Annotated in this window: 3 protein-coding genes and 2 pseudogenes; 3 read left to right on the forward strand and 2 right to left on the reverse strand. The window is 67.5% G+C overall.

Annotated elements, in window-relative coordinates; all coding sequences use genetic code 11:
* The 3 genes from D477_RS16565 to D477_RS16575 all read left to right on the forward strand — a co-directional run.
* Window positions 1-755, forward strand: a 755-nt coding sequence (locus D477_RS16565; RefSeq protein WP_005272203.1) for a 2-oxo acid dehydrogenase subunit E2, incomplete at its 5' end; no start/stop codon positions are given.
* Window positions 756-924: 169 nt separating this feature from the next.
* Window positions 925-1,275 (forward strand): hypothetical protein, encoded by a 351-nt coding sequence (locus D477_RS16570; protein ID WP_005272206.1) that lies wholly within the window; start codon window positions 925-927, stop codon window positions 1,273-1,275.
* A 172-nt stretch (window positions 1,276-1,447) separates the two neighbouring features.
* Entirely contained in the window at window positions 1,448-1,885 is a 438-nt protein-coding gene (locus D477_RS16575) for an OsmC family protein (RefSeq protein WP_005272210.1), read from the forward strand.
* Between the two features lie 106 nt (window positions 1,886-1,991).
* Here the strand turns inward: D477_RS16575 and D477_RS16580 are convergent.
* Window positions 1,992-5,473 (reverse strand): annotated as a pseudogene (locus D477_RS16580) (S41 family peptidase).
* A gap of 45 nt (window positions 5,474-5,518) precedes the next feature.
* Window positions 5,519-6,089: pseudogene (locus D477_RS22800) on the reverse strand (hypothetical protein); the annotation flags it as partial.

A 6,089-nucleotide genomic window follows, 5' to 3' on the forward strand; every position in this document is an offset into this window, starting at 1 on the left:
SCCCCGCTGCAGCACCGGGCGCTGCGGCAGGCAAGCGCGGCACCTCGGAGAAGGCTTCGCGGATCCGCCAGGTCATCGCCCGCCGCATGCGCGAGTCCCTGGATATCTCCACCCAGCTGACCCAGGTCACCGAGGTCGACGTCACCAAGATTGCCAAGCTCCGGGCCGCTGCGAAGAACACCTTCCAGCAGCAGAACGGCGTGAAGCTGACCTTCCTGCCCTTCTTCGCCAAGGCCGTTGCCGAGGCGCTGAAGCAGCATCCGAAGCTCAACGCCTCCTACGACGAAGAGCAGCAGGAGATCACCTACCACAACGCCGAGCACCTGGCCATCGCCGTCGACACCGAGAAGGGCCTGCTCGTCCCGGTGATCAGTGACGCCGGCAGCCTGAACCTTGCCGGCCTGGCCGGCAAGATCGCCGACGTCGCCGACCGCACCCGCACCAACAAGATCGGTCCGGACGAACTCTCCGGCGGCACGTTCAGCATCACCAACATCGGCAGCTTCGGGGCCCTGTTCGACACCCCGATCATCAACCAGCCGCAGGTGGGCATCCTGGGCGTCGGCTCGATCGTCAAGCGCCCGGTGGTCATCACCAATGCCGAGGGCGACGACACGATCGCCATCCGCTCGATGGTCTACCTGTCCCTGACCTACGACCACAGGCTGGTCGACGGCGCCGATGCCGGCCGCTTCCTCCAGACCCTCAAGGCGCGCCTTGAGGAGGGCGCCTTCGAGGCGGACCTCGGCCTCTAACGCAGGCGCAAGCCACTAACGACGGCGGGTGCACCCCTTACGCCAAAGGGGTGCACCCGCCGTCGTTCTCCCCCTTGTTTCCGCCGGGCTCTACTACACGTTGTAGAAAAGTTATGGATTGCCGCCGGTCCTGCGCTGAATGCCGGCCGGCGCTGGATAAGCTGAAACGATGGAGATCCTTTACAACATTTTCGTCTTCCTGCACATCGTCGGCGCTGCCATGATCGTCGGGATCTGGATCGGCAACATGAAGAAGCCGACCGTCCACCCCCGCCAGTTCGACGGTGCGGCCCTCCAGCTGATCACTGGCGTCATCATGATGGGCCTGATTCCCGCGCTGGACTTGGACGCCAACTACCCCAAGCTGATCGTCAAACTGCTCATCGCCCTGGTCGTCGGCGTCCTGGCCTTCATCGGCCGCCGCAAGTACAAGGCGGGCGAGCCGATCTCGACAGGACTGGCACATTCAGTGGGCGGACTCGCCCTGCTGAACATCGCCATCGCCACGCTCTGGAACTAACCGGGTTCGGGCTCAGCGGCCGGCTTCCTCATGGGAGGCCGGCCGCCTTCATCTATGGCGCGCGGTGGCCTTGCCCAACCGGCGCCCCTAGGATGAGGGAGAAGGCGCCGCCCGGATGGACGGTGCCTGATGGAAGAAGCAGCAACAGGACGAATCCATGCAAGGAGTGCACATGGCAACAACACGTTCCGCCCGTACAGTCTGGAAGGGCGACCTCTTCTCCGGCAACGGCCAGACGTCGCTGGAGACCTCGGGCCTGGGCACCTACGACGTGACCTGGAAGGCCCGCGCCGAGGACGCCAAGGACAAGACCAGCCCCGAGGAGCTCATCGCCGCGGCGCACTCGGCCTGCTACTCCATGGCCTTCAGCAACATCCTCAAGGAGGCCGGCCACACCGCGGAGAGCATCGAAACGTCGGCCGAGGTGGACTTCGATACCTCCACTGGCGCGCAGATCAGCGAAATCCGCCTGTTCGTCAATGCCACGGTTCCCGGCATCAGCGATGAGGACTTCCAGAAGAGCGCGCAGGCCGCCAAGGAAGGCTGCCCGGTTTCCAAGGCCTTGGCTTCGGTTCCCAGCATCACTTTGGATGCCAAGCTGAACTCCTAGCCCTCCGGCAGGAACGGCCAAGGGCCCGGGCTGCGCGCAGATCGCGCGGCCCGGGCCCTTCCCGTTGCGGTGCGCTTCCAGGATCGGACAGCGCGGTCCAGCAGTGTCAGCCAGCCTGCGGACGCGGCGGCAGCGGTGCCGGCAGCAGCTTCGGATAGCCGGCGAGGGCCGGGGGACGGTCGGTCGGCAGCTCCTGGAGCATCTCCTTGAGGATCCCGACCCCGTGTTCCAGCTGCGGATCCTCGCCGGCGGCATAGGCATGCGGCGGGTAGGGCACTTCGATGTCCGGCTCCACGCCGTAGTTCTCCACGCTCCAGCCGACGTCCTGGGTGAACCAGAAGGCATAGCGTGGCTGGGTGACGCCGGTGCCGTCCACTAGCGAGAACCGGCCGTCGATCCCGACGACGCCTCCCCAGGTGCGGGTGCCGACGACCGGACCGATGCCGCGCAGCTTGGCGACCTGGGTAATGATGTCCCCGTCAGAACCGGCATACTCGTCCGTGAGCATGACGACGGGGCCCCGCGGCGCATGGGCCGGGTAGGTGCCCGGCTGTTCCCCGCGCGCGAGGTTCCAGGCCGTGACCTTGCGCCCGATCAGCTCCGCTACCAGCTGCGAGGTGTGTCCGCCGCGGTTGCTGCGCACGTCGATGATCAGGGCGTCCTTGGCAGTCTCCACGTCCAGGTCGCGGTGCAGCTGGGACCAGCCGCGGGCCACCATGTCCGGGATGTGCAGGTAGCCGAACCGGCCTTCGGAGGCTTCCTGCACGGTGCGCCGGTTGGCGGCCACCCAGTTCTGGTAGCGCAGCCGTTCCTCGTCCCTGATTGGAACAACGGCGATGCGGCGCTGCCGGCCGGGCTCGGCCGCGTCCGGTCCGTTGATGATGGTCAGTTCCACCGTCTTCCCGGCAGCCCCCACCAGCAGCGGGGCCGGGCCCTTCCGGCGGTCCACCGGAACGCCGTCCACGGCCGCGATCACATCGCCGGGCCGGACTCCCGCGCCGGGTGCCGCCAGGGGCGACCGGGCCAGCGGATCCGAGGACTCACCGGACAGCACCCGCCGCACGGTCCACCCCGCGGGCGTGACGTGGAGGTCGGCCCCGAGCAGGCCCTGCTTTCCGGCACCGGGTTCGGCGGCAGGCGCCGGCGTCACGTAGGCATGCGACGTCCCAAGTTCGCCGTGCAGCTCCCAGAGCAGGTCGACGAGATCGTCATGGGAGCCCAGCCGGTCCACCAGGGGCCGGTACCGGCGGTAGACTTCCTCCCAGTCCAGGCCGGCCATGTCCGCTGTCCAGAAGAAGTCCCGCTGCAGCCGCCAGGCCTCGTCGAACGCCTGCGCCCACACCTTTGCGGGATCAAGCTGGACCCGGATCCGGCTGAGATCGACCAGCACGTTCTCCGGCGCATCCTCATCGACTTTGGCAGCAACGGGAACTGCGCGGACCTTCTTCTGGTTGACGTACACCAGGTGCTTGCGATCGCCGGAGACCCAATACGAGTCCAGCGCAGGCACCAGCACGGCCACCTCGCGGCGGGAGAGATCAAACCGCTCCAGGCGGTGGGGTTCCTGCGGTTCCTCGGCGGAGGCGCGGCCCTCGCCCGTGACCCCGGCCGGGTCGCTGGCCAGCCACAGCAGCGCACCGTCCACCGCGCTGAGGTTGCTGTACCGGCCTGCGCGACGGGAAGCGGAATTATGCGCTCAGCCAGCTGGACCGGGTCGACGACGGTGGCTGCCGCCGTGGGCACCTCCCCTTCGGTGCCGGCCTCGTTGCGGGGTTTGTTGTCCGGAACCGTGCCGTGCACGGCCGGTCCGAACGGCGAGGGAGTCGTGGAATCCAGCGCCACGAGGAACGGCTTGGTGGACTGCGGGAAGCTCAGGTCGAAGCTGTGCGTGTCATAGACCGGGTCGAAACTGCGTTCCGAAAGGAATGCCGCGAACTTGCCGTCCGGAGTGAACGCCGGCGCGTGGTCCCGGAAGCGACCATCAGTAATGTCATGGATGGCGCCGTCGCCCCGTACCGGGGCGATTCGCAATTTGGTTCGCGTGCCCTCGGCCGTGACCGGCTCGGCCCAAAGGATCCACTCGGAGTCGGGCGAGAAGGCCATCTCGTTGACAGCGCCATAGGACGTTGAGGCCAGTTCCCGCAGTTCCCCGGATTCGGCTTCCAGGACCAGCAGCTGACCGTACTCTGTGGCGATCGCGGCCAGTTTCCCGTCAGGGCTGGCACAGAGCTGGCTGGTCCGGGTCTGCTCCGGGAAATCGATGCGCGTGGCACCCGGAACGGCTACGTTTTCACCCTGGCCTGAGGGAGCCGCTTCCGGCTCTTCCCCGGAGAGCCATGCCCTCCCGGACTGCTGTCCTTGGGACGGGTTCTGACCGGGTGCGGCGGGCTCTGCAGCTCGGCCGAGCACTGCCGACGCCGAGACCGGCTGGGGCACGGCCGCTTCGCTTCCGGCAGGGGCGGCCAGACCGGGCTCGGGCGCGCCGGCGGCAACCGAAAGGTCGGCGAAAACGCGGCGCAGGTACAGGGCTTCCGCACCACCATGATCGGCCACGTAAATGACGGTGTCGTCGCCGAGCGGACGGGCCAGGCGGGCCCGGACTCCCGGCTCGGCTTCCACCACTCTGGACGGTCCGTCCCGGTGCGTCAGCCAGTGAATGGTGCCGTGGGCTTCAACAACGGATGCTGTCCCGTCCTGGTTGGGCACGGCCGCCGCAAGATGCTGCTCGGCATCCAGCGCACGCGGCCGGCGACTGGTGGCTGCGGACCCCAGGGTGAGTTCCAGGCGGCGCGGTTCCGCGTCCAGCCCCTCGAGCAGCCAGAGTTCGCCGGCCGATTCGAACACCACACGCTTTCCGTCGCTCGAGGCGTGGCGGACGTAGAAGTCCTCATGGTCGGTGTGGCGCTGCAGGCCTGTGCCGTCGGGGCGCACTGAGTACAGGTTTCCGTAACCTTCATGGTCGCTGAGGAAGGCGACCCGGTTGCCGATCCACAGCGGGTCGGTCAGGTTTCCGTTCAATTCGGGCACCAGCCGGCCAAATTCCCCGGAGCCGTCGCGGTCAATCCATAGTTTCCCGGCCGTTCCGCCCCGGTAGCGCTTCCACCACGCAGGCTCGCGCGACAGGACGCTGCCCACCACCACCGGGCGTTCATCGCCGATTGAGGGGCCGAAGGCTATGGAATCCAGCGGTCCGAAATTCAGCAGCCGGGGAACCGAGCCGTCCAGTGGCACGCCGTAAGCCCAGGTATGGCGCGATTCCTCCCGCTCGAACGCACTCGTCACGACGACTTCGCCGGCGGCCGTGAAGCCCTTCACCCGGGTGGTCGGATGGCCCCAGTAGGTCAATTGCCTGAAGCCGCCTCCATCAACTGCCGCGGCCACGGCCTCCGGAGCACTCCCCTGCACAACGCTCCAGGCGATCTGCGAACCATCGGGGGAAAACCGCGGGTTCCGGGCCGGCAGCTGCATGGCGGAGATGCGCCAGGCCCGCCCTCCATCGGCCGGCGCAACCCACACATCATCTTCGGCTACGAAAGTTACGAGGCCGTCGTGCAGGTGCGGGTAGCGGAAATAGCTCGATGAAGTCATGAAACGATCTTAGCCACGAGGCTGCCGCCGCCCGTTGAGCCCCGCCTACCGCGGCGGATAATGCACCCCCTCGATCAACCAGCGGCCTTCTTGGCGCACGAGCGCAAGGACCAGCTCCTGCACTTTGGGTTCGTCGGCCGACGCAACGACGGCGCCGGATGCATCCCGCTCCTCGAAGGCGGACGTTGTCACCGTGGCGGCCACTTCAGCTTTACCTGCGGCACGGCTGACGACCACAGACTCTGTCACATCCACCTCGAGTCCGCTGAAACTGTTGCCACGTTCCTCCAGGAGCGCGATGACGTCCCGGTCCGCCGCCATGGGCGCCGAACCATCCGCGTTGACCAGGGCGAGCAGACCGCTATCCTTGGTCCGAAGCGCCTCCGCCCGGAGCCAGGCCAAGCCCTCCACTGCGGCAGCGGGATCATCTCCCCGGACTGCTTTGGCCAGTGCCTCCGGAAGCCTGGCGACCGTGCTGCCACCAACTGATGCGGCTGGATCCGAAGCGGCTGCCCCAACCGCTGCCGGGGTTTTCGGGGCTCCCTGCGGTGCCTGGCCACCGGCTCCCGCGATCGCCGCGCCGACGAGGACGGCCAGCACGAATCCGGACGCGAGC

The organism is Arthrobacter crystallopoietes BAB-32, assembly GCF_000328305.2.
GTDB classification, from domain to species: domain Bacteria; phylum Actinomycetota; class Actinomycetes; order Actinomycetales; family Micrococcaceae; genus Crystallibacter; species Crystallibacter crystallopoietes_A.